The sequence below is a fragment of the Metalysinibacillus jejuensis genome (assembly GCF_003057615.1).
Taxonomy (GTDB): Bacteria; Bacillota; Bacilli; order Bacillales_A; family Planococcaceae; genus Metalysinibacillus; species Metalysinibacillus jejuensis.
Genome location: NZ_QAFW01000036.1, coordinates 1 through 23,878 on the forward strand (window position 1 = coordinate 1; position 23,878 = coordinate 23,878).

At 36.8% G+C, this 23,878-nt stretch carries 21 protein-coding genes; 11 read left to right on the plus strand and 10 right to left on the minus strand.

The window, feature by feature from the left end; translation table 11 throughout:
• Positions 1-160 precede the first annotated feature (160 nt).
• Both DDE80_RS10465 and DDE80_RS10470 read right to left on the minus strand, forming a co-directional pair.
• Positions 161-1,447 carry a TcaA NTF2-like domain-containing protein gene (locus DDE80_RS10465; protein WP_108307586.1) on the minus strand — a complete coding sequence of 429 codons (1,287 nt, stop codon included), beginning with the start codon at positions 1,445-1,447 and terminating at the stop codon, positions 161-163.
• A gap of 16 nt (positions 1,448-1,463) precedes the next feature.
• Entirely contained in the window at positions 1,464-2,297 is an 834-nt protein-coding gene (locus DDE80_RS10470) for a zinc ribbon domain-containing protein (RefSeq protein WP_161952316.1), read from the minus strand.
• Positions 2,298-2,461: 164 nt separating this feature from the next.
• On the opposite strand from DDE80_RS10470, the gene DDE80_RS10475 reads away from it, so the two are divergent.
• The gene (locus tag DDE80_RS10475) at positions 2,462-3,073 is read left to right on the plus strand and encodes a hypothetical protein (protein ID WP_108307588.1); all 612 of its coding nucleotides are present in this window, start codon (positions 2,462-2,464) and stop codon (positions 3,071-3,073) included.
• A gap of 107 nt (positions 3,074-3,180) precedes the next feature.
• Positions 3,181-3,477 carry a cupin domain-containing protein gene (locus tag DDE80_RS10480; RefSeq protein ID WP_108307589.1) on the plus strand — a complete coding sequence of 99 codons (297 nt, stop codon included), beginning with the start codon at positions 3,181-3,183 and terminating at the stop codon, positions 3,475-3,477.
• 448 nt (positions 3,478-3,925) lie between these two features.
• Here the strand turns inward: DDE80_RS10480 and DDE80_RS15610 are convergent, their stop codons facing one another.
• The 8 genes from DDE80_RS15610 to tnpA form a co-directional block, all read right to left on the minus strand.
• Positions 3,926-4,486 carry an Rpn family recombination-promoting nuclease/putative transposase gene (locus tag DDE80_RS15610; protein ID WP_108307590.1) on the minus strand — a complete coding sequence of 187 codons (561 nt, stop codon included), beginning with the start codon at positions 4,484-4,486 and terminating at the stop codon, positions 3,926-3,928.
• A gap of 125 nt (positions 4,487-4,611) precedes the next feature.
• Positions 4,612-4,872 carry a PD-(D/E)XK nuclease family transposase gene (locus DDE80_RS15615; protein WP_153060895.1) on the minus strand — a complete coding sequence of 87 codons (261 nt, stop codon included), beginning with the start codon at positions 4,870-4,872 and terminating at the stop codon, positions 4,612-4,614.
• 117 nt (positions 4,873-4,989) lie between these two features.
• Entirely contained in the window at positions 4,990-6,906 is a 1,917-nt protein-coding gene (locus DDE80_RS10500; RefSeq protein WP_108307593.1) for a hypothetical protein, read from the minus strand.
• 13 nt (positions 6,907-6,919) lie between these two features.
• Complete coding sequence (locus DDE80_RS10505) at positions 6,920-7,120, minus strand: hypothetical protein (RefSeq protein ID WP_108307594.1); 201 nt, start codon at positions 7,118-7,120, stop codon at positions 6,920-6,922.
• 369 nt (positions 7,121-7,489) lie between these two features.
• Positions 7,490-9,049, minus strand: coding sequence for a hypothetical protein (locus tag DDE80_RS10510; RefSeq protein WP_108307595.1), 1,560 nt, complete (start codon positions 9,047-9,049; stop codon positions 7,490-7,492).
• A 606-nt stretch (positions 9,050-9,655) separates the two neighbouring features.
• Positions 9,656-9,916 (minus strand): hypothetical protein, encoded by a 261-nt coding sequence (locus DDE80_RS10515; RefSeq protein WP_108307596.1) that lies wholly within the window; start codon positions 9,914-9,916, stop codon positions 9,656-9,658.
• A 207-nt stretch (positions 9,917-10,123) separates the two neighbouring features.
• Positions 10,124-10,522: a hypothetical protein gene (locus tag DDE80_RS10520; RefSeq protein WP_108307597.1), complete on the minus strand. Its 399-nt coding sequence runs from the start codon at positions 10,520-10,522 to the stop codon at positions 10,124-10,126.
• A 232-nt stretch (positions 10,523-10,754) separates the two neighbouring features.
• Complete coding sequence (gene tnpA, locus DDE80_RS10530) at positions 10,755-11,168, minus strand: IS200/IS605 family transposase (RefSeq protein ID WP_108307599.1); 414 nt, start codon at positions 11,166-11,168, stop codon at positions 10,755-10,757.
• Between the two features lie 804 nt (positions 11,169-11,972).
• On the opposite strand from tnpA, the gene DDE80_RS10535 reads away from it, so the two are divergent.
• The 9 genes from DDE80_RS10535 to DDE80_RS10575 all read left to right on the plus strand — a co-directional run bounded on the left by DDE80_RS10535 (position 11,973) and on the right by DDE80_RS10575 (position 23,874).
• Complete coding sequence (locus DDE80_RS10535; RefSeq protein ID WP_108307600.1) at positions 11,973-14,282, plus strand: hypothetical protein; 2,310 nt, start codon at positions 11,973-11,975, stop codon at positions 14,280-14,282.
• Positions 14,283-14,428: 146 nt separating this feature from the next.
• Positions 14,429-14,758, plus strand: coding sequence for a hypothetical protein (locus tag DDE80_RS10540; RefSeq protein ID WP_108307601.1), 330 nt, complete (start codon positions 14,429-14,431; stop codon positions 14,756-14,758).
• Positions 14,759-15,278: 520 nt separating this feature from the next.
• On the plus strand, positions 15,279-15,800 hold the full coding sequence (locus DDE80_RS10545) for a JAB domain-containing protein (RefSeq protein ID WP_345788852.1): 522 nt from the start codon (positions 15,279-15,281) through the stop codon (positions 15,798-15,800).
• Positions 15,793-16,101 carry a hypothetical protein gene (locus tag DDE80_RS10550; protein ID WP_108307602.1) on the plus strand — a complete coding sequence of 103 codons (309 nt, stop codon included), beginning with the start codon at positions 15,793-15,795 and terminating at the stop codon, positions 16,099-16,101. Before DDE80_RS10545 ends, DDE80_RS10550 begins: the two co-directional genes overlap by 8 nt.
• A gap of 334 nt (positions 16,102-16,435) precedes the next feature.
• A complete protein-coding gene (locus tag DDE80_RS10555) occupies positions 16,436-17,302 on the plus strand; it encodes a tyrosine-type recombinase/integrase (RefSeq protein WP_108307603.1) in 867 nt (288 codons plus the stop codon).
• Between the two features lie 421 nt (positions 17,303-17,723).
• Positions 17,724-19,157 (plus strand): DUF6038 family protein, encoded by a 1,434-nt coding sequence (locus DDE80_RS10560; RefSeq protein WP_108307604.1) that lies wholly within the window; start codon positions 17,724-17,726, stop codon positions 19,155-19,157.
• Positions 19,158-19,466: 309 nt separating this feature from the next.
• Positions 19,467-22,091: a hypothetical protein gene (locus tag DDE80_RS10565; RefSeq protein ID WP_108307605.1), complete on the plus strand. Its 2,625-nt coding sequence runs from the start codon at positions 19,467-19,469 to the stop codon at positions 22,089-22,091.
• 159 nt (positions 22,092-22,250) lie between these two features.
• On the plus strand, positions 22,251-23,171 hold the full coding sequence (locus tag DDE80_RS10570; RefSeq protein WP_108307606.1) for a tyrosine-type recombinase/integrase: 921 nt from the start codon (positions 22,251-22,253) through the stop codon (positions 23,169-23,171).
• Positions 23,155-23,874 (plus strand): hypothetical protein, encoded by a 720-nt coding sequence (locus tag DDE80_RS10575; protein ID WP_108307607.1) that lies wholly within the window; start codon positions 23,155-23,157, stop codon positions 23,872-23,874. The genes DDE80_RS10570 and DDE80_RS10575 overlap by 17 nt, the downstream gene beginning before the upstream one ends.
• Positions 23,875-23,878 lie beyond the last annotated feature (4 nt).

A 23,878-nucleotide genomic window follows, 5' to 3' on the forward strand; every position in this document is an offset into this window, starting at 1 on the left:
AGCGAAAACTCCTATCGTGGTTTGTCTCATCAACAATTACGATACACGAGTTTTCGCTTTTATTCTATACACTATTGGAAAATTAAGGTCTTATTAGTAAGTCAACCCCAACTTATGGTGATGAGCCTACTCATTTGGTGTTTGTAATACAATTTTAGATTTAATGTAACGTATAGCCTGTAATATAGTAAGAACCGCTGTAATTTGTAATCGCATACGTTACCGTTTGATTGACTGTTTTACGCGCTTTATTCGGTTCTTTTACGCTAAAGCTTTCGCCTACACGCACATTGTACGTTTCGCCTTGTACGTGCTGCACTGACTGAATGTCATAGTATAACAGCGACACATCAATGCCTTGGCGGTTAAGATTAGCTAAATAATTACGTTGACTCGTATAAAACGCTGAAGAACTCGAAATTACTGCCCCAATACCGTTCACGTCACCCGCTTCATACGCGCGTAAGTACGCATCTACGACATAGCCTACCTCGCGCTCCACGTCAGCCGCATTATAATAGCCAGGGTAGTTAAACTCCACATACCCTACGCCCTCTTCTACTTTTACAGGCGATGACGTATATGTTTTGCCGCCTTCAGTAAAGGAAGCTTGAATGGTAGCCGTTTGTTGCTTCGGTAGCCATAGCTCATTATTACGGATAGCTTCAGCTGCCAGCGGTTGTTCATTAATTTTATACGTGACGGCTCTACCATCTGCACCGCCTAGCGTTGTCGGATAGTATAAAAACGAAGCACTTGCCATACCATCTGCTGTCGTAAAGGTACGCGCTTCTTCGACTTTACCGCTCGGGGCATCCCACGTCACGCTATAGCTATACTCCCCTGGCAAGTACGTACCGACAACTGCCGCCGCGTTCGGTGTCACCGTAATGGTCTGGTCTTTTTGCACGAGCGTCACAGGTGATACATTCGTCGTTGCTGTAATTTCCGTCGCAATTGGTACTAACATGTACACACCGTCAACGACTTTTGCTTCAAGCGGTGTATTTGCTAGTGCTTTTTGCGCGACGCCTTCATTATAAAGGGTATCAAGCGCTGCTTGGCTTTGCGTAGCGAGACTTGCAATATCTTGCTTCGTCCAAAACGCTAAATGCTCCGTTTTATCTGTACGATCATCAATCGCGAGTAAATCATAAAACGCATTGGCATCTGCTGATTGCTTAATTGCCTCTAATTGCTCGATCAGCGCTTCGTAATTATCTTTCGGTGCGCGCTCATTATAATACCAAAAACCAGCGCCACCTGCTAAAGCGAGTACGAGTAATGCGAGTAAAACATAGCGTAACGATTTATTTTTAGCTGGTGACTTAGGCGGTAATGGAAGCGGTATAAACTCTTCCTTTTTAGGTTTTGCTAGTGATTGCCCGCATTTTTCGCAAAACTTACTGCCTGATTCATTGTTATGACCACAATTGCCGCATCTCATAATTTTGTCCTCCTACTTACTGTGTTTGCCCTAATGACTGCCCACACTCTGCACAAAACATCGCATTATCCGTGTTTTGATGACCGCAGTTACATAACGCACGTTGTTGCTTTTTGCGCGTTGCTTCTTCTTTCATTTTTTTCGCGGCTTCTGTCGTCGCGACCGTCGCATCTTTAATTTTTGAAGTCGTCGTTTTCATTAAATCTGTCGCAACCGCTACTGTATTCGTTGTCGGCTGTGGTACGCTTTCTGCTACAGGAGCTGTTGACCACATCGCTACAGCTTCCTCCCCGTGCGTTTGAATATCTTGAATGAGCGCGCCAATTTCGCGAATCATTTGTTGTGTGTGCGCGCCTGGTCCTGCCGCAAACACGCTTAAATATGTATCATCATCGGCAATTTTCGAAAATAAACCTTGCCGTCCTGCGACATTTAACTTAATAGCAGCCTTACTTTGCTCACTCATAATGACCATATACATTCTCACGCCTACCGCCTTAAAACCTTTATAACCAATAAAAGCAGCAATGAGTAAACCAGCAATACCGTAGCCTACAAACTCATTGGTAAGTAACATTAAGCTAAACATTACGACAATAAAAGCAATAATAAAAGCCATAATGCTACGCTCCCGTGTTATACCACCAATGACACCTGTAATATTATCAATCTTCGTGTCACGTACCATAATACTCGAACTCAGTGTTGACTCACTATTTCCTGTAAAAATAATCCGACGATTCGTGGCTATTATGTAGCCTGTCGCTTTTGGCTCTACTAAACGTGATGCCTCGTACTGACGAATGACTTGCTCGCCCGTTCCTAATCGAATACCGTGTACTACGCTCATCTTCTCTCCCCTTTGCGATTCGTTCGTTAACATTTTATCAAAATTGTAGATGTGTTACCATATTTTATTATATTTTTGCCCTTATAACTAATGGTAGAAATAATCCAAAACTAATATTTGGATTATGTGATAAAATAAGGTATAAAATTAAAATGAGGTGCACAATGAAAAAACTTGTACTCGTAAGTTTAGCTGCGCTTGCCTTAGCCGCATGTGGCGATAAGGAAAGTGCGCAAGACCAAAAACAGACAGAAGAAAATGTTAAAAAAGAAGAAAACGGCGAGAAATTAGTCGTAGACAAAAACCTAACCAATGTCGAGCTGACGTTGCCCGCTTCATTTTTTGAAGATCAAAGTAAAGAGCAAATCGAAGAAGATGCTAAGCAAAAAGGCATTAAAGAGGTAAAAGTAAATGAAGACGGCTCCGTTTACTATAAAATGAGCAAAGCTACGCATAAAGAAATCTTAGCCGAAATGAAAAAAGGTGTAGAAGAAACGATTGATACTCTCGTAAACGGCGAGGATTTTGCATCATTTAAAGATATTTCTGCGAATAAAGATTTTACGAAATTTATGATTACTGTTAATCAAGCAGCTTATGAAGGTAGCTTTGATGGTTTTGGTTTATTTGGTTTAGCTATCGTTGCTGCTTATTATGATACGTTTACTGGTAACCATAAAGATAATTTAAATATTGAAATGACATTAATCGATGATACCACTGGAGAAACGATTGAAACGGTTAATTTCCCTGAAGATTTTAATGATAAGCAATGAGATGTGTGAGTGCCAGGCACTCACACAATTTAGTTAAAAATTTAGTTATAAGTAAATGCTTATGTTACAATGAAGTTATTACGATAATTTAGGGAGGAGCATGTTTAATGCATTTTTTCGAAACGCCTTACCAACTACCAGATAAAGAAAAACATTCGGCAAAAATCACAGAAGTTAACGCCACACAAATCATAAATATTCAGCTAGCGGCGGGACAATCGATTGCTAAGCACCATGCAAAAGAAAACACAATTGTTATCGTACGTCGTGGTAAAGTTCAGTTTACAGTAGAAGGACAGCAAGTAGTTTTAACAAACGAAGCAGTATTAGCGATGGATCCGTTAGCACAACACGACCTTTTAGCAATTGAAGATACGGATTTACTATTGCTTAAAGTAAAGTAAAGTTCGTGGCACGCATACAACTTAAAAAACGTCCTCCTTTTGAGACTAAGGAGGGCGTTTTGGCTTGAGCCAAGTAAGTGCTGAATCACTCGCTTTATATGATTAATAGCCGTTAATCATATAACTCAAGCAATGTGGCCAATGTAAAGGAAAGGTGGATTCAAGTCCTTTACCTACAATGTCCTTATCGTGTACGATAATGCGGATATCGTACGTATTTATTATACAGGATGAATTATGAAATAATTCTGAACATTGTATCATTATCGTACGTATTTTGAAGTGGAGTGCTTAGCACGCACACAAAATTATAGAAACATGTCGGAAAAACACAGTGGCGACAGCGATGTAGAGATAAGCTTTCGATAGCTACACCATCTATGCTAAGAAGCGATAATCATATTTAGTATAACTTCTCGATATTCTTATTGTGAGATTACGCCTTATTTTATGCAAATGATGCAATAATAGCTTTAACTTTTTCCTCACCATAGCCTGTTAATAAAGCCAATGTAGTGACATCTACACCATTTTCATAGCCATTACGTATTGTTTCTTTTTTACTTTCTTCAATACCTTCTTCAATGCCTTCTTCCTTAGCATGGCGTAAACTTAATTCATGATCCCAGGTAGCTTTTAAACGTGAATGATACGCTATCACTGTCTCAGGCGTTTGACTTAATTCTTCCCATGCCGTAAAGGCTTCAAGTAAACGGTCATCTTTCATCGCTAGCTCCTCCAGTTCTTTATAAATTTCATCATACACACGTTGCTTTCTAGCATCGACCATACCTAATAATAAGAGCCATCGTACTAAAACATCATCGAGTGGATTGACCTTATCTTCATGCCAAGCTTGAATAAACTTTTTCATCTCAATGAAATGAATTTCTAAGACATCATCTTGCGCATCGAGTCGCTCTAGTGAACTATCTTCATATAAATGGTACGTACTATGATAATTCGCTGACTTTGAGAACAAGGTGAAATCACAAATGTTGATAGTAATAGACGTCGATACGTTTTACCTTTAGGTAATTGGTCTAAAAATAAACGTGACCAATAATACAAGGTGCGTTTTATCATATCGTGTTGGTTAGACAGCTGCATTTCCACATTGATTAATTCATTTGCTTAAGTACGCACGACAATATCAAGACGTGACTGTTTATCATCAAGATACTCGCCGCCTACTTTTTGGTTCATAAATACTACTTCTTTGATGGTATTGCGCCCTGTTTTTTGTAAGATGGCATTTAGGAATACCACCGTAATATCTTTATTTTTTTCACTACCAAATAGCTGCTTAAACGCATAATCTACTTTCAAATCCATTAATTTATCTAAGGGGATACGTTTATCGTACTCACCTCTAGCACTTATTACAACTAGCACAGCATGTCATGTCCCTACACTATGTAAAAAGAGACCTGTATCAACAAAAAAAGAAGCCCTTCGCAAGATTTCTCCCACGAAAAGCTTCCTATTTTTATGTGAGTGCCTGGCACCTCATTAATGTACTGCAAATTGTTCGTACATACCGCTAACTCCTGTTGGGAACTTACCATCTACTTCATTAATAACTAAACGATGTCCATCTTTAGTTGTGAGTCCATCTAAAATAACGAGTTGATACGTAACTCCGTCTTTATAGCCTTTAGGTGGTGCTACAATATGCACTTTCCGTGGGTCTTTACTGTCGGGCTTAATTGTCACATCTGTAACAATATTTTTGCGATCAGCTACAATAAAAATATTTTGCTTCAATGACGCTGTTGTCAGTGGCTTAGAAAATGACAGCAGCATATTTTCCGTAGCTTCAATCCTTTTAATTTGGCGTTTAAGATTAATTAACGTCGAAAACTCAATAGCAGGCGCATCAAAAGTTGCTGGGAGTTGATACGTATATTGTATTTGATACTTCCCTAACTTTTCAGGCATTAGTAATGTCCGTCCTAGCACAGATACAGCATTTAACTCACCATCAGCTGACATAAAGTTTAAAAAACTTTCCTCATAGTAAGGTGTATATAAATCATAGCCTTCTAAATGCATAGCATCTAACTGATTACCATAACTATCTTCTATGCTTAAAAAATTTTCATCTTTCGTCTCACTCGAAAGATATTTGCTTCGCCCTGCTTCCATTTGCTGAGGAAGCATTAAAGTCGCCTTAAATGTATCATCAATATTATGCACTACTTCGGTGTCTATCATAGCCTGTGCTGTACCAACATAGGCATATTCTTTTCCTGTACCGCGGTCTGTTACCCACCAATCAAATTGGAATGCCGTCTTATCATTTACATATAAACGAAATGGTGAATGAACATTGGAGTCCGTCTTGTAAATATTCATAACAGCGCCTGTGTTGTCTGTATTACTTAAGAGAGGATGTTTTAGAAAAACTCTGCTTTTTTGTAAATGAATATGCTTGAAATTAGCACTTAATAAAATAGGTTTAATATCCCCTCGTGTGATATCAATCGTTAGCGGCTGTTGACCAATACTGACTTCATCTTTTAGGATTACAATATCTTGTCCAGCGCGAGCCTGTACCTCATAGCTATAATCGCCTTTTAACACGTACAAGTTTTTATAAAAGTCTCGATTTATTTTTTGGTTAGGTGAAAGTTTATTTTCTCTCACATGACTCACTTGATTATAATGCGGTAAAGGTTGGATAAAAGCAAAATATACTTGTGTATAAGTTTCTGGAATATTAATTTCGACTTTTTGAAAATCTTCTTGCTTTAACTGCGCAACCACTTCATTTTTCTCATTTGGTGTAAAGGCTAGCGAGAAAATATAATTTTCAAGTTGAATAGTTGCTTGATATGTGGGTTTATTCTCCCAATCAATATCGTAAATTCGCAATTGGTTATCTACGTAATTAGCCTTGTAAATATCATTAATTGGCTCGCCATCACTAATTATTGTTAACTCTACATTTTGAAAAGTACTTGATGGCGGTACTAAATGGTTTAATGCACTTACATCAATTGCTGCGTAATCCGTTTCCTTTTGTACTACGTTAATTGTTTGGCTAGCACTTATACCTCGGTAAGTGCCTGTTAATGTCGCTGTTCCTACACCTTTAAAGTAGATGACACCATAGTCTCCTATCATGACTTTAAAATCATCAGTCGACGTATACTGCACAAATCGATTGCCAACTTTTTCTACAGAGCCATCTTTATAATGCACTAAAATACTATGGTTTTGTAAACTAGTATATGAAGTGTATGCTTTAACAGGAATGTTTAAATCAATATAAGCAATTTCTTTTTGCTCTGTCGGTACTTGCTTTTTAGGGATTAGCTCCACATCTACTACATTACTACGAATGGGTGGTTCTTTAGCTAAAACGGTCGGTACGCTAAGTGTCACTACTGCAAGAAGCACTAGTAATCCTACAAATTTCTTCATTATTTTTCCTCCCTTAATACGTCTCAAAATCTACATACCATAACCCATTTACAATACGGTCGAGGGCAGTTTGTAGTTTTAGTGCTTGTTCAGCGCGTTCGCGCGGCGTCGTATAGGTAGGCGCATTGACGACACTCGTCACAATTCGCTTAATTTCCTTCGGTGTTGCGTACTCACGATCTAAACGCTCAATTGGCGTTGGATAATACGTCACCCCATCAATCGTAATTATTTCTGTTGCTGTCGTAATTTTTTCGTAATTTTTAATGCGTTGTAATTGCGCTAGTAATAAATCGCTATTCTCGCTTTATGTATTATGGCGAGCCTACACTACACGTGCGACTTTCATCGCATGCAGCGTGCTGTCAGATATGTATTATTTCCCCATGTATAATTATACCTTTTGAAGTAATTGTTTCAATCATAAAAAGAAGGGAGATACTAACATTTTTTAATGAAAAGCAATAAATAAATACTATATTAATGTGTGAGTGCCTGGCACCCACACAAAAAAGAAGCCCTTCGCAAGATTTCTCCCGCGAAAAGCTTCCTATTTCTAATTATATGAGTGTCTGGCAACCTATTATTCTTCCTTTAAAGGTGTGTCTGCACACTGCTCACTATCGCTTTCTAATTTATAGTGTTTAGTAAAGATATATACACCTAGATCATACTTGCTCGTATTTTTAACGCAAGCTTTTGTTGTCGCTATTTCTAATTTCTCCTTACTATTAGGTCTTACACGAGACTTTGTAATTTTATCATTATGAGGATATGATAATTCATAGTTTAAAGATATCCCCGTAGAGTTAGCAATTAAAGGATAAGAAGTAACTTTAACACTTTCAGACGCTGGACTTAAATAGACAGAAGCGTTAGAAGGCAAACTTCGGTACTCAAATAATGGTCCTTCTATTTTCTCTGCTTTTATAGCCCGATGTGGTCCATAAACGATAAATGCGCTTTTACTACTATTTTCAATATAGTAATCACGATAAAGTGTTTCTATACTTGAACGATGCCCTATGCTCATTTTTTGTCCACCTGGTGTAGATTGTAAAGTGTTAGCATAACTCAAACTAGAAGGATGATACATACGAATATTAAATGAAGTATTAAACTCGCTTTGTTGTGAGTTAGCTAATCGATTTTTAACTAAATAACTTTCTCCAGGGTTAATTTTAACTTCATGAAATGGGTCTGTATCACTTATTCCCCACTTTATTCCATCACCATTACTATGTCTAACAGAGAAAACTTCTAAAGGCTCTCTACTTTCATTTTTAAACTTTAAAAGTACCCCCTCTTTTATTGGATAATTAGTAGCATTGTGTAAAACAGCAAGGTGACTATTATCTAAATTATAAAAACAGCTCATATCCTCACAATAAGAATGTGCAGTATAATAGCCTGAACTATAGTAATGTGATGCAAACATCTTTACATCTCCTGATTTATTGGCATTTGATAAACTAAGATCCACAGTTTCTCCGCCATACACAATGTATACAAGAAGCGGTGAATAATTTAAAGGTTTAACATCAATTTTCTCGTTGCTTGCAGGAACTGCACCTGTATCATTATGATAAGCAAGTTGTATTTTTCCATCTGCAGGTATCGTGACCTCATATGAAGAATAACCAATATCTACCATTTCATCATTATAATTGTAGTAAGCAACGACCAACCCGCGAGGAACAGAAATTCTTACATCTTGCAGCGTTTTATTAGTAATTTCATACGTATTTTTAAGAGGTATTTCGCGTCTTTCAGGTGTTATGATTTTAAACTCCTTAACAAAGTCACGTTTTAAACTTACGTTCTTTTCACTTTTTATCCATGCACTTTTATCAATGATTAACTTATATTTTTGATTTGGATAATAATTTCTTACTGGTGGGTAAACGATGAGCTTTTTTCCATCTTCGGATAACATCGGTGTTTTTGAAAACTCTACTTTTTTGTTATCTTCATCTACTATTTTCACTAGTGAAGAAATAAAAGTACGTGTACCTTGAGATACAGGATTAGAAAAATTAACTTCCCAAACCTTATCTTTCTCCACCCAAATGATTTCTTCTGCCGCAGCATACTCATTTGGCATTATCACAATAAATAAAGCCAAAATGAATAATAATTTCAAACTATGCCTCAATATTCCAAACCTCCAATTACATATTTTTGTATTTAACAGTTACTATACTATCACATCAATATCATCCGAAAAACCTTTTTTTTATATTATTACTATATAATAGAAAATATTTAGTGCTTATATCTTTATCACTAAACATTAATCAACTTAAATGTATCCAACACTCTCGCTACTTTAAAGTCCATTGGAAAAATATTATATTCGTATGTAGAGGACACTGCTGAGTGTATACCAGATAGCAGTTGTATTCCGTTATAGCTAGCTGTATTTTTAGTAAAAATCGAGGTCTTGCGTGATAAGCACTATAATAGGTGCGACGAGTCGCGCGCGTGCTCTTTTATTATATTCAGCTATTGAGTAACAAAATTACGAAAATTATTTTATCCTCCTAAAAGGCACCAAATAACAGATAGTAAATAGTTCAATAGTTATGTATAATTATACCTTTACAAAAGTGATTTTCAATAGTAAATAATAGGATAATAACGGCTATATTTAATCAATAGCAATATATAGTTAATATTTATCATATAATATTGAATAAAAAAAACACTGATAACGGCAAAATTGACGTTACTAGTGTTTTTATGGAACTTACTCAATACCAACTACTTCAAAAACATTTACGAAATCAGTAATTGCTTCTTGTAACTTTATTATCATTTGACCTTCATTCTTACTTCCTATAGCTTGTACAGAAGCTTGAATGACCTCAGTTAACTCTTGCATTGTTTCCGCAGTTCTTGCATTTTCTCCTGAAGTGGCCACTTGGTAAGATACATTATTAATCAATACTTGATTTGTAGCAGATGTAATTTTATCGTAGTTATCAATATTTTGTAGCACCTCTACCATTGAGCCATTCTCGCCTTATGTATTATAACGAGCCTACACTATACGTGCGACTTTCATCGCATATAGCGTGCCATCAATGACATTTATTACATTTATTTCCCCATGTTTAATTATAAAGGATAAACCTTAGATTTCAATATCATCTGCCATAATATTTTTGACCCAAAAAAGTAATAGGGCTAGCCCACTAAAAATGGGCTAACTCTATTACTTTTCTTCGTGATAATTGATTTTTTTATCAGGATATGTTTTCTGAATAAAAATACTATAATTAAAGAAAAACTCATTGCGCTGTTGTTCTGTTGCATTAGGGGAAAAAGCAAAAGTTACATCTACTTCATTTTCGCCTTCTTTTACCTCTAGCTGCTTAATGATATCATCATTTTTTGCGCGCTGTTCGAGTTCTCCTACAAATTCTTCTGCTTGCTCTTGCGTAATTGGATCAGCTTCTACTTCATTTTCTTTAGCTTTCTCTTCAAGCTCAGCTACTTCTTCTGTGCTTAATACTTTCATCTTGCTTTCAAGCGCTTCAGTCTCTGTTTGATCTTCGCTACATGCTACTAATAATAAACTACTGACCATTAAGGTACTCATTAATTTTTTCATGTTCTTCTCCTATTCTCTCTTGTTATTATATTTTGAGGTACACATAAATTACTCCCCACTTATTCAAAAAACAGAAACACCTTGCGATGTTTTTCGTTTCATTGAGCCGAGTAATCCGTTGTTCCAAACATGTGTTATAGAGCCAGCGACAAAGGTGTAAGGTTTCTACTATTTTTTCTGTTGTTCAGCTGTTGGCTCTAATTTAAATTTATAGGTAATCATTGCCATATCTTCAACCTCCTTTCTGTTGTTTTTGAATGTATTGACGAATTACTTCTTCTGATATGGAACCAATCGTTTCGACATAAAAACTACTGTTCCATAGATGACCTTTACAGCATTTTCGTTTTAATTCAGGAAACTCGATGAATAATTTACGAGCTGTAATTCCTTTTAACATTTTCACAATGTAGGAAGGGGCAATTTTAGGGTGTGCCGATACGAAAACATGTACATGGTCTTGTTCTCCTACTTCAAAACCACGTATAATAAATTCTTTATCTTCCGCAATCTCACTACATATTTCCTTTAAACGTTTTTCTATCCTTTTATTCAATAGTTTATGTTGGTATTTTACTGACCAAACGAAGTGATAATTTACATTGTATACACATGTTCTTGCATGAATAAGGTTGTCTTTTGTCATACATATAGTATAGCAAAGTTGGTAAAAAATTCAATTATAATAAGTATTTATATCTATACATATAGTACTGAAAAGTCAAAAAAGATATGCCATTCATCTCCCATCTGAAAAAGGGAGGATTCTGGCGCATCATCCTAAAACAAGGTAGTCATAAAGAAAAAACACCGAATAATTATAACATAGCATGAAATAAGAGGGCAAACTACCTTAAAAATCAGCTTTTGAGTTATTAAGAGAACTCACCTCTATAGATTGAGCGATTTCTGCCTAAATTAAGTTAAAAACCCCCTCCTTTGAGACGAAGGAGGGGGTTATTTGCTTGAATCAAGCAAATGCTGAATCATTCACTTTCTATGATTAATAGCCGTTAATCATGTGTTTCAAGCAGTTTGGCCAAAGTAAAGCAAAGGCGGATTCAGGTCCTTTACCGACGATGTCCTTAGTATGTACGATCATGCGGTTATCGTACACACCTATTATACACGATGTACTATGAAAATAATTCTAAAATTTTACTCTTATCGTAAATATTACTGCATTTTTATCAATTGTGTGAGTGCCAGGCACTCACACAATTCCTCACTCACACAATTCCTAAACATTGCTGTAACATAGTTAAAGGCGATTAACGACTTAAAAGTTGCTAAAGGTACAGCAACAGATCTTAAGTTCTTAGTAAATGGTGAAGAAGAGTTAACTAAGGCTGAATTCGAAAAGAAATATGAAGGATACAAAGTATCATTCTTATTCAACAAAACTACTGCTGGTGGAGACACGTTTGATAAAGCAACAGGTAAAGTAACAGTGTCAAGCGCTGAAACTTTCAAATATGCAGTACAAGTTGAAGATGCTGAAGGCAATCAATTACCTGAAACAGTTGTTGCAAAAGACTTTGCTGACGTAACAGTTGTTGATGCTGATACAGTAACTAAAGTACATGAATTAGGCTTAGTAACTACAGTTGAAGGCAAAGATGTTGCTTGGAAAAACCCAACAGTTACTCAAGCTGACCAAGTTAAAATCGTAGCAACAGTATTCGAAAACGGTTTAGGTACTAAAACAACTGATAAAGACGAAGAAGGTAAAGCAACAACAGAAGCAACAGAATTAGCTACAAAGACACCAACAATTGCTAAAGTAACATCAAGCGATCCAACAGTTGCTTTCTATGACAATACTAAAGGTATTCAAGTTCGTAAAGACGGTAAAGTAACATTTACAGTTGAGTTTGAAGACAAAGATATCGAAGCACTTCAAACAACAGTTGAAGTAACAACAGTAGCAAAACAAACAGCAACTTCAATTAAAGCAGAAGACTTAAAAGTAAAAGCGGATGCTGAAACAGCAGTGAAATTCGACGTACTTGACCAAAATGGTGAAAAATTACGTACAAATGCTATAGTATTTGTCGCTGTAAAACCAGAAGGTAAAAAAGAAGCAGAAGCAACAGCATTAGAGGTAACAGCTGGAGCAGCTACTACTGACCTTACTTTCGCTAAAGGTAACAACGTCGTAACAGTTTACGGTGCTGATAAAGAAAATGCTGTTGACAAAGAAGTTGTACTTGGTACATTCAAAGTAGAAGCAGTTGACGTAAGTGACGAAGCTAAAATTGAAGAGTATAAATTAGTACAAGCAGATGACAACAAAAAAGATGATGAAGATAACTTCTTACCATTAGATCTTAATATTGATGAAGATGTAAACAACACGGAATTAAAATTAGACGTTGAAGCTTACATCAAAGACATCAAAGTAGGACTTAAAGATGGTGTTGAATTAGTAGCGAAATCTTCAGATGCTAAAGTTGTAGCATTAGAAAGTTCGACAAACGGTTATGCAACTGTTACACAAGAGGATGCTAAAGTAACAGCAACAGCGAAAGCAGCTGGCGAAGCAGTAATCACACTTTACACGAAAGAAGGCGACTTATTAACACCAGTTGCAACTTACGATGTAAAAGTAAATGATACAACAAAAGCAATCACTGAACTTCCATTCAAAGAAGGCGTGAAGCACGTAACAGTGAAAGATTCTGATGAAACAGAAGATAAACTTAAAGATGCAGTCATTGCAGCTGTTGATGAAAAAGTAAAATTAACAGCTAATAAAATTGCTAAAGTGGAACCAGTTAAAGCGAACGGCATTGTAATTGTTACAATGGCAAAAGAATACGGTGGCAAAGAAATCGTATTACCAGCACTATTCACTTCACTTGAATCATTAGAAACTGTTGTAGATTCTACTACTACTCCAGCAGTACCGGCAGTTGAACAAACATTTGTACTTGAATCAATTAAATCAACTTCATCAACAATTACTGTTGAAGATCAAAAATTCCAAGCAACAGAGCTTGAAGAATTAAAATCAACAGTGGAAGCAGCAGAATTAACTGATGACTTCAAATATGCTGTAGAAGCAACAGGCGATAATTGGGTTGTAACAAAATCAAAAGTAGTTTCAAATACAGCTATTCCTACAGAAACAGATGTAGAAGGTTCTACTTCAGGTGAAAAAGAATACAAAATCGTATTAGAAGAAAACACTTATACAGCAACAGAGCTTGAAGAATTAAAATCAACAGTGGAAGCAGCAGAATTAACTGATGACTTCAAATATGCTGTAGAAGCAACAGGCGATAATTGGGTTGTAACAAAATCAAAAGTAGTTTCAAATGCAGCTATTCCTACATTAGAAACTTCTTATACTGCAACTGATGGATTAGATAAATCTTATACAGCAGCAACACCAGAAGATTTAGCAACTGCTTTAACGACAGCTGGTTACACAGTTGATTCTGAAACAGATGAAACTAAATTAGTTGTTACAAAAGCAGAAGTACCTGCTAAAACGACTTATACTCAAACAGTAACATTCACATTCTCTAATAACGTTACTTTAGCAGACGACGCATCATTTGAATTAAAAGATGCAGATGGTAAAGTAATTGCAACAGAAGCTAATGCAGAAGATAATGCAAAAACAGTAACAATCAAAATTATTACTGAAGACAAACCTTCACCAACAGTAGCAACAGCTACATTAGAAGGCGCAACAGTAAACAAGATCCTTCAAATCATCAAAGATGAAAAAGTTGAAAGTACTGAAGGGTAATTCTCAATACAGTATAATATCGAATTAAACAGACAAGAGAGAGCTAAAATTTCTAGTCTATCTGAAAACTGCTAACTGTCTTTGGATGGTTAGCAGTTTTTTCCTATTTAAGAGAAGGTAAAGAAATTTGTAAGGGAGCGAGTATAGTGCTTGAATGCGTAGTATGCGGTAAAAAATATGAAGAAACGGTAATGTCTGCAATTCTTATTGAGGATACTGATTGTTGTACAAGTGAACCAGAAGAAGAAGATTTGTCTGGTGATTATCTTTGTCATATTTGTAAAAAACATTCTATAACAGATCCAAGTGATACCGGATTTGGTTTCTGTCGATTTGATCCTGAAAAACAGTACGCTCTTCATGTATGTGACATGGAAAATTTCTGCTGTAGAGAACATTACCCTGAAACAATCCTAGATGAAGAAGAATGCAGTGGTTGGAATGATTTGATTGAAAATATCAATAAAGAGTCATAGTGCTAGAAGACAACCATACTTACTTATGTTACTTTTACAATAGGTTAGAATACTATTGAATTCATTTAATATCGTATGCGACTAATCATTGAAATAGGTGTCCACTGTAGAGCTGATTCGTAATGGATTGGCTCTAATTTTTCTCACTTTAAAATATTTGAATATTCAACTTATTTAAAAGGGAGCACAGATGCCTCTGTTTTTCTTTCATTCTTATTTTATTATCAAGGAACTACCTGTTATTATTTCCTTTGTCGGATGCAATCTTGCGAAGGGCTTCCTTTTATGTTCATTGCCAAAGCTAGTTTCGGCAATACAGCTTGGTATACGGTTGGTGTAAGATACAGATAATTATTTAGAAGTATCATCATAGATTTAGTACTGAGGAAATGTAACAATAAAAAATTCAAGCATATATTATAATCATGAAGCCAATTAACGATCGGTAACGTATAGCGCTCATTCTCTTAAAGGGAATGGGCGTTTTTATGTTGCCTAAAAAATATAAGGAGGGCTTTTTATGTATACTATGATTCAACCTATGCAACAACTGCAATTACCTATCGGTGTCAAAGAGGAAATCCTGCCACAACCTCGTAAACGTGTGGCGATTGTTTCAGTAAAGTTAGTCAAAGAAGCAAGTCTTTATTACGCTAATCGTACCATTCGTAATCCACGTGACGGGGCAGATCTTTGTCGAGAGTTTCTAGGTGATGTGGACCGTGAACACTTTGTCGTACTTTGTTTAAATGTAAAGAATCAACCGACGCATATTAACATCGCACATATCGGAAGTTTAAATGCGAGTGTCGTCCATCCTCGTGAAGTATTTAAGCCTGCTATCTTAGCCAATGCCGCAAGTATTATGGTATTTCATAATCATCCTTCTGGTAACCCAGAACCGAGTCCAGAGGATATCGAAGTAACCCACCGCTTACATCACGTTGGAGAGTATATCGGTATTCAAGTGATCGACCATATTATTATCGGTGAAGGCAATCGTTATACGTCATTACGAGAGCGAGGGCTATTACATGCTTGATTACTTCTTAACAGGACTTGAAGCTCTCGGTTATGATGCGGTGGATGAACGAATGATTGGATATGAATGCTTACAGCTTTATGCTGAGGAGATTGATGATACCATCTTTCCGCTGACATTACTGACTTCACTTAGTAGTCCACTTACTACATGGAGTTTTACCTATGTTCCTGAAGGGACAGCCTTTACAATTGAATTATTTTTGATTGACCGTAGTGAATATGCCTTAGCGCCTTTAATGCGGTGGTATGTGAACGGCAAGGCGATCCTATGCCCAACTCGTGACAGTTCTTTACAGTAACTCACGCCAGTAGTTGGTGTATCATTTTGCCTGCTGCAAAAACTGATATGACATATGGAAAGGTGGTGATTATCCCCTTCATAAACTCACGACGGTATTTAATAACTGACGTGAATCGCAGCGTTTATGGCATCTTGGGCACATAACCGTTAGCGCTCACGTTAGGAAAAGGAGGTGACACACATGGGCTGGGAAAAGATTATTTTAACGATGATTATTACGGTAGCAACCGCTATTGTACAAGAAATGGTGGATGACTGAGTACATTATGATGTAACGTGTGCCTTTCCTGTAGGGAGAGGTAACACGTTATTTTTTTAGGAGGCAGATAAAAATGAATGTGTATGATACGTTTAGCGAATGGCTGTATGTAGAGGGAAAGCGACCACAGACCATTACCACCTATCAGACGGATGTACGGTTATTTTATGAAGCAATACGAGGTGAAGTACCCAAGGATGCAGCATTTAGTCGTGTCGAATGGTTACGCTACTTACACACGTTACAGCAACAGTATAAGATTACCACAATTAATAAGAAGGTTAACAGTATGAAAGTATGGGGAGATTACTTAGTATTACAGCACGTTGTAACCGATAACCCGATACGTTTACAGACCGATCGTATGAAGTTAGCAGCAGGTAGTGAACACCATGTCGATGTCTTGACCGATGAGCAGGTAGCTATTGTATTAGCAGAAGTAGAAAAGCCAAAGTATCGTGAACGTGACCGCTTAATGGTCTATTTATTATTGTATACAGCGATGCGTGTCTCAGAGTTAGTCCAACTGCAATGGCAAGCAATTGATCCCATAACACGTACCCTTATTGTCAGAGGTAAAGGCGGTAAACAACGAGAATTAGTGTTACGGCAGGATGTAATGGCTCAATTATTGCATTATCAAACACATGAACGAGCAAGATCCCCCTATGTTGATAGTCCTTATGTGTTAGTATCTGAACGAGCGGCAGCCATTCATCGTGATACCGTCCGTCGTTTCTTAGCTGACTTAGGCAAAGCCGTAGGCTTTCATCTACATCCTCATTTATTTAGACGTACCTGTGCTACGTTATTATTAAAGCGTGGTGTACCTATTGTCACGGTAAGTAAGATCTTAGGGCATCATAGTGTAGATATGACGAGTAAAATGTATATCCAAACGTCACGAGAGGATAAACAAGCAGCATTGGATTTATTGTAACGTCGTGAATATGCCTGTCATGTGGAAAATTTAAATTTTTTCGACATGTCGGCATTTTTGTTATTTTTTTTATTACATACTTTTGAGTAGGCAAATTAAATTTTTAGTGTAGGTGAAAAAACGATATTTTCATGGCTGTAGTGAATCTTGGTACGTAAAAACGAGAGGCATATATTCCTTAATAATTACATGGCAATTTTTAGTTCGCTATACTGTTAAAATGTAAATTATTCTTGTAGAATTAGTTCTATATCCTCACGTTGAAAATTATTACTAGGTAAAAATGTAGTTATCATATAGGGTATTTTCGATGTAAAAAAAGATAATCATTGTGATGTTGATATGATAGATTTACCTGTTTTTTTTGTGGGAGGATAAATACTTATAGAATCACTATAATGAAGTAGGAGTGTATTAACATATGAAAACTAAAAAAGATTTAGAAGTTGCGCTTGGCTTAACCCCTAAGCAGTTAGAAAATAAACTTGAGCGTGTGTTTAAACTGTATGATATCGATAAGATATTATTCAAAGAGAATGAAGAAGTGAATTCAGCGTATCAGTTCACAGAAAAATCCTTTAGCTTACTAATGGTACTTATTAATTCCTTAGAAAATTACCCCCTAGAATCTACTATCAAGAAAATGCATGATGATGACTTAAATCAAAAACGACAAAGATCTATTACAGCAAAAGAATTAACAGGATTTAATATGAAAATTATAGAAGCGATTGACAATATGGCGAATATTCAATCCAAGGCAGATGTTTTAATGTCTCCTGTATATGAGAAAGCAGTGTTAGAAACCTTACTTTTACCCATGTTAGAAGAAAAATTTAGTGAATTGATTGTTGCGACAACAACATTGGATAAAGGTACGATGATTGAATATACAAAATATTTAATTCAAATGTTTGATGAGGGAATTTACATGGCTTATCTTTTTAAATTAGACGAGGAAGCAGCCTTCGAAGAAGAGCTTGAAGAAGAGCTAGGACAAATGGGGCACGGATTGAATCCGAAAGATCGTGAACTTTTTCAAATGGACTATTGTAAACGAGCTCGAGAAGATAGGAGTATTTACAATTTAGATGATAAGTTAGCCCAAATGTTGAAAAATGATGGGGAAGAACAAGTTTATCATAAGTGGAAAGCATCCCCTGAGTTCGTGTCTAATCTAGACAATCCAAAAGAAGAAATACAACTTGAGAAAACACCACCTTTTTCGAAAGAACTATTAAAAGATATCGAAGACCGAGTTGAAGTCGCCAAGGTTAAGAGTCAGAGATTAGAGTTGATGTTACAAATGCGTAATGTATTTTTTGAAAATTTAGATGAAATTGCAGAAGCTAATATAGCTGATAGAAAACATCGTACAGCACGTTTAATTTCAGAGAGTGAGCATTTATTAGAGGCAAATGCTTCTAAGTATCAGCAAGTAAAAAATGACTTGGCATTAATAAGGCAAGGAAACGTATATGCGATGAATCTTGAAAATTTAGATGAAAATAGAATTGGTAATAGAGTTATCGAACTTTTAAAGGAGATGGTGTGTATCCGCACAGATATTTATTATGCTTTGCGCTCTATACAGAATGAACAGCCTGTAGATACTGGTAAGCTGATACTTTACCAAAGGTTAGATGACCAATTAGATTATGCACACCAAGTATTACAAACTATACCTAATCAAGCGTTAGCCACTACAAAAAGCATACAGAATCCAAAGTTTTATGAGGGTGTTTTAGCACACTATGAGCTTATTAAAAAGAATATGCAAGACGGAACTACAGCAAATCCAGCGGTTACTCTCCATGCTTTTGTAGAAAAATTAAAAAAATATGCACAAAAATAGTAATATGCAATGGGTCAGCTATGTTTTTTTAAACATAGCTGACCCATATTTTTTTAAACTCGATTTATTTAAGCTAAAGAGGAAGTTCAAATAAAAAACGACAATGTGGTGGCTTATGATTTGGCTTCAAAAAAACTTATACGAGGTGAAAGAACATGAATGTTGTATCAATTGATGTAGCAACGACATGGTTATATCCCCGTGATGATTGGATCTACTAGATGTTCTAATTTGGAAATTTAGCCATAGCAAAGTAAAAAAAGCTGAAAGTGCCGACATGACGACACTTTCACGAAGGAGAGAAAAAAGATGAAAAAACAACAAACACAACAGGTGCAACAAACACAACAGGTGCAACAGGCGCAAACTAATTACAATGAACAGGATATCCGCACGACATTTAAATTGATGTCTGTAGAAAATCATGCTGTAGAGGTACGAGCTTTAGGTATGGGCTCAAAAGGTAATGCTGTATATTGTGGTTTTTTTACAGATGAAGAAGCGTTTGTACGAGAAGTCTTAAAAGTGAATGAAAAAGCAAAAGGTGTATATGTCACATTAAACCCTGTGGGTATCGACGACAAGCCCACGCTGCTAAATAAAGCCCTTACTCGCTCATTAGCCACAAAAGACACAGATATTGTTTGTCGTCTATGGTTACTAATTGATATTGATCCAAAGCGTGCAAGTAATCTATCGTCAACTAAAGCGGAATTACAAGCAGCTAGAGTTGTCGCCGATAAGATAAGTCAGTTTCTTACTGAACATGGATGGGCTGATCCTATTGAAGCGATAAGTGGCAATGGTGTGCATTTACTTTATGCTATTAATGAAGATAATGATGCCCCTACACAACAACTTATAAAGAAAGTACTCCAAACCCTTCATCATCTCTTTTCTACAGCTGATGTTGACGTGGATCAGAGCGTGAGTAATGCTGCTCGTATTAGTAAAATTTACGGTACATTAGCAGCGAAAGGAACAGCGACTATAGAACGACCGCATCGTGTTTCATCGATTGAAGTGATACCAGATGAAATAAATGAAGTAAGTCGTCAACAATTAGAGGATTTTGTTGCGCAATATGAAACGAGTCAAGTTTCATCTACTAAAGTAGTGCAAGACGCACAAACACTTCTACAGCAACCGTCAACTTTTTTTGATGTTGAAGGCTTTATTCAACGAACGAAGTTAAAGGTAGCACATATAAAAGCAAATGATGACGGTAGTACAACATGGGTGCTAGATGAATGTCCGTGGAAGACACATAGTGTAAAAGACCGTGGGGCTTTTATTACACGATTTGCAAATGGTGCATTGGCTGCTGGTTGTCACCATGATAGCTGTCATCATCAAAATTGGCATACACTACGTGCAAAGTTAGAGCCAAAAAAGCAAGAAACTTCATCTGAAGATAAGGTTGACAAATTTATTCGAGAGATACAGGAAAACTGTATAGTGTATAAAGATAGCGATGCGACGCTGTATACCTTAGTAGATTATGAGGGTAAAGAACAGCAATATGAAATTGAATCCAATGAATTTAAAGGTTACCTTCAGATGCAAGCTATAAAGAAGATAGGCAAAGTATTATCAACAGAATATATCAATCAAATTCGTTCCTTGCTTGCCGTACAAGCCCAATTTCATTCAAAAGAAAAAGAGCGTTATTTGCGTGTCCATTCCAATGCCGACGCTATTTTTATTGATATCGGTAACAAAAACAACGACATTATTCAAATTACCAAAAATGGTATCAAGATTGCTCAACATCCTACGGTACTCTTTAAAAGAGGTACGAATTTTTTAGAACAGGTAATGCCTGATTTAGCGAATGGTACTATTACGGAATTATTCAAGTACATTCGTTTAAAGCCTGAGGATCAACTTCTCACGTTAGTATTCTTATGTACCGCTTTTATTTCGGATATCTCGCATACTATTTTAATTCTTCAAGGTGAAAAAGGTGCTGCAAAATCTACGACGATGAAAATGTTACGTAGTCTAATTGACCCTGCAAAGCAAGCTTTAAACCCGTTACCCTCACAAAAAATGGACTTTACGGTGACACTGCACAATAACTATGTTAGTAGCTTTGATAATATGCGCTACCTAGATAAAGAAAAGAGCGATATTTTATGTATGACATCTACAGGGGGAGCTGTCACGCTACGTAAACTGTACACCACGTCAACTGAAGTTTTATTAGATATTCGCCGTGTTGTAATGCTAAATGGGATAAACTTTGCCCTTACTGAACCAGATTTGATGGATCGTGCTTTATTACTGGAATTGTTGCGTATTCCAGATGAAGAGCGATTGACGGAAACAGAGGTATGGGCTAACTTCGAAGCCGACCGTCCGATTATCTTAGGTGGTATTTGCAATGTGTTACAAAAGGCATTGAGTATTTATCCTACCGTTACATTATCGAAATTGCCTCGCATGGCTGATTTTGCAAAATGGGGGTATGCCATTGCTGAAGCAATTGAAGAAGGACAAGGCGAAGCATTTTTACAAGCCTATGAAAATAATCGTCAAGCAGCAACGGCTACTATTATCGACAGTCATCCTGTTTCTGCAGCGATTCAACAATTTATGAAGCACCAAGCGACATGGAAAGGATCTGTCACAGATTTATTAAATCAATTAGATGGTATAGCCAATCAGCATCGTATTGATACCACAGATAAACGTTACCCTAGATCAGCTTCAATTTTAAGTCGGCGTTTAACCGAAATTAATTCTAATCTTAAAGACGTTGGTATCACATTTGAGATTAGAAATGTTTCAACTCATAAGCAAGTGATACTACGTAATGCTAAATGTTCTCCTAAAGTGGTAGAAAAACAGGGTCTTACGATGAAAAAACCACCTTTGATTGATATGAAGGTGGGGATAGAGCAAAAACTAAAAGATGCTAAATTAGGCTAACTAAGTTTTCCTTAAAAGCCGTCAATGGCAACATGCCGAAAAAGACGTGTTGTAGGGTTTCACTTTCGACACGTCGGCACTTTCGGCACACCGTTTAAAGTATTGAAGCCATTTGAAAATATATATTATAACTCAGAATATAAGAAGGAGGTATGACGGATGAATCCAGAAGTCATTTTATTAACAGAAGCTATTGCATTATTTCACGCTCACTTACAACAACGCAAGATGAGCCAAGAAACTATTCGTGGTTATGGGGTCGATTTACGTCAGTTCCAAAACCATGTGACACGGGCAACCAATGGTCCACTCTATGTAGATGAAGTCACTGAAGAAAAAGTCGAAAGTTATTACCAAACCTTTGTGACAAGAGGGTGTAAACCTGCAACGTTACGTCGTAAACTGAATTCCATTTCCAGTTTCTTTACGTATGCGGTTAAGAAAAAGTGGATTGCTTATAATCCAACAGCCGATATCGAGCGAGTACCTGTGCGTAATCAAGAACGTACCTTTTTAACTACAGATGAGTTACAAGCTATTCTTCAGCATATTGATCAACCTATCATCTATTACTTCTTAACGATGATGGCAAATACAGGGTTACGTGTAAGTGAATGTGCCAACTTAACGCTGCAGGATGTGGATCTCACAAAAGGTATTGTCCATGTGATTGAAGGTAAAGGTGGTAAGAACCGTGATGTTCCGATGAACAAAGCACTCCAAGCGATGATGACCAAGTATTTACAACAGGTGCGTCCATCGACAGCTTCCTTAAAGTTTTTTGCCATAGAAAAAACAGGTGGTGTTAGCCCTCAATATGTCAATGTGGTACTCAAACGAGCTGTACAAGCAGCAGGTATTACAAAGCCAGTTACGAGTCATACGTTACGTCATTCCTTTGCGAGTCAGTTAGTACAAACCGATACCCATGTTGCGGTTATCCAACGCTTATTAGGACATGCGGATGTGCGTACGACTTCTGTTTATATGCATGCGAATACGACCGCTCTACATGAAGCAGTCGGCTCATTAAATTTTATTCATGAAGGAGAGGTTGACTATTATGAAGGCGAACACTAAAGCCCAAACCATTCTCAATAAGTTAGCTGCAGGCGAAGACCGTGAAGCGATTGCAAGATTCTATGGTAATAAAACCTGGAAAAGTGTTGATATTTATATGCGACGAGTAGGGTATCGTTGGGATAGCCAAGCTCAAACCTATGTACTTAAACAACCGACATCGTCTACTGCTGTTCAAGAAGCCCTGCAACTTACGACTAAAGCAGCCCAGATTATTCGTATGTTAGATGTCAAACATCCCAATCCTCGTCAAGTAGCGATCAAACATGGCTTTGAAACCGTAGATGCGTTAGGTGAGTATATGGCAAGCCAAGGCTATTATTGGTGTAATGAAAGTCAGAACTATCAGTATGAAGCCCAGCCTAGTCCATCGCTATCTGTACCAGACACATCACCTATCATGACTCCTACACCAGCGCCTACCGCATCATTACCTACAGGGGAGTTATGGGATGTTCTCTGTACGCATCAAGACTTTTTAATTCAATGGTTAACCCAAGCAACCCAAGGACAAGTACCGCACTTTAAAGTACGTGGGAATGCTTCCCCTAAGACATTAACCTTAGCGAGTACAATGATCGCTTTGTTGAATGATTTTAGTACCGAGTATAACTTGTCACAACGGATGATTGTTGAAGGTGCACTGATTGAATACTTTCAAAAGTATGGCTATGGGGAACGTGTGCAACAAGCCATCCACTAACAAA